The organism is Micromonospora sp. NPDC003776 (genome assembly GCF_053605645.1).
This window is the reverse complement of record NZ_JBSGJR010000874.1, coordinates 1-1858: the sequence shown is the minus strand read 5'-3', so window position 1 is coordinate 1858 and position 1858 is coordinate 1. Positions and strand designations below refer to the sequence as shown.

General features: G+C 77.1%; 1 protein-coding gene and 1 pseudogene. One reads left to right on the top strand and one right to left on the bottom strand.

The window, feature by feature from the left end:
• Positions 1–210, bottom strand: a pseudogene (locus ACWEVO_RS35965) (hypothetical protein); the annotation flags it as partial.
• Between the two features lie 187 nt (positions 211–397).
• Between ACWEVO_RS35965 and ACWEVO_RS35960 the strand changes: the two are divergent.
• A complete protein-coding gene (locus ACWEVO_RS35960) occupies positions 398–1387 on the top strand; it encodes an N-acetylglucosamine kinase (protein ID WP_452311857.1) in 990 nt (329 codons plus the stop codon).
• Positions 1388–1858: the final 471 nt, after the last annotated feature.

Here is a 1858-nt window from a genome sequence, read left to right as displayed (position 1 = left end):
CCCGCCCCCCGCGGCCCCCCCCCCCCCGCCCGCCGGACCCGCCCGCCCCCCCCCCCCCCCCCGACGCAGTGCCCCGGTCAGCTCCCCCGCCCCGGCCCGGACCCTGGCCAGCACCCCGTCGGAGGAGACCGCGACCGCACCCCGCCGGTCGACCGCGTCGGCATCCACCACCGCGGTCCCCGCGGGGGTGTCCACCTCGTGATCAACCATGGGACGCCTTTCGGAAAAGAGTGTTAACTGTTAGTGGTAAAAGTTCTTACTGAAGGCCCCTCCGTGTCAAGGCCGTGGGCGAAGTTTTCAAACTGTTATGTGGCGCACAGCCCGCGCCTTGCTTCCCGGGGCGCGGCCGACCAGCATGAAAGGCCACGGCGCCGCGACCGCAGGGAGGCCACACCGGATGCCCGACACCGTCGTGGTCGGCCTCGACGTCGGGGGTACGTCCACCCGCGCCGCCGCTGTCAGCCTCGACGGCGTACGGCTGGGCACCGGCCGCGCCGGCGGCGGCAACCCGACCAGCCACGGCGCCGAGCGCGCCGCCACGCAACTGCTGGCCGCGCTGCGCGCCGCCCTCGCCGACGTCGATCCGGCCCGGGTCCGGGCCGGCTGCATCGGGCTCGCCGGAGCCGGCCGCCTCCTCGCCGACCCGCAGGGCCGCGCCGCCTTCGACCGGGCCTGGTCCGACGCCGGCCTGCGCTGCCCGTACGCGGTCCACGGCGACGCCCTGGTCGCGTATGCCTCAGGCACCGCGGCACCGGACGGCACGGTGCTCATCGCCGGCACCGGCGCGATCGCCGCCCAGGTCCGCGACCTGCGGCTGGACCGGGTCGCCGACGGGCACGGATGGCTACTGGGCGACGCCGGCTCCGGGTTCTGGCTCGGCCGGGAGGCGGTCCGCCGGCTGCTGTCCGACCTGGACCGGGCGGCGACCCCCGGCGAGCTGTCCCGCCGGGTGCTCACCGAACTGACCGGCTCACCGGAGGTGACCGAACGCCCCCGCGGCACCGCCGACGCGGTGGTGCAGGCGGTGACCCGGCGGCCGCCGGTGGAACTGGCCCGACTCGCACCCCTCGTCGTCACGGCCGCCCGGGACGGCGAGCCGACCGCCGTGGCGCTCGTCGCGGAGGCCGCCGCACTGCTCGCCGAGAGCGTGAGCCGGATCCGGCCAGCCGGCGCGACCGACCCGGTGGTGCTCGGTGGCGGCCTGCTCACCGGCGACACCCCGCTCGCCGAGGCGGTCCGGCCCGAACTGGCCCGCCGGTGGCCGGACGCGCCGCTCTGCACGGCCGGGGACGGGGCCGCAGCGGCCGCCTGGCTGGCCGCCCGCGACCTGCCCGAGGTCACCGACCCGGCCGCCCTGCACGCCCGGCTGCTGCCGGCAACGACCTGAGCGGGCAGCCGCCCTCCCCCGGCACAGTCAGTCCGGGCCCTGCCCGGGATCCCGAGGACGCCCCCCGTCCGGATTGCCCGCTCTCCCCACGGTGCCGCCCTGCCGCAGGTTGCCTGCCCTCCCCACGGCATCGCCCTCCCCCCGAATTGCCCGCCCTCCCGAAGGTTGCCCGCTCTCCGCCCGGGCATCGCTGTTCCGAGCCTGTCGACCTGATGTCGCAGACGACTCACCGCAGCCCGCCGCTGGCCGGCGTTCGGTCATGCAGCAGTCCCGCACCATCTGGCCGGGCCGGCGGGGCTTTCGTACTCGGCGACCTGCGGCGGTGCGGGTCGGCTGGGCGATCCGCATGGCGGCGGTCCCCGCCGACACCACCGGCCCGACCAGGTGATCGCCGCCCCGAGCAGCCGTCACCGAGGGCACCACGGTCTGCGACCACGACCCCGCGGCGGTACGCCAGCAGCGCTCGGTCGC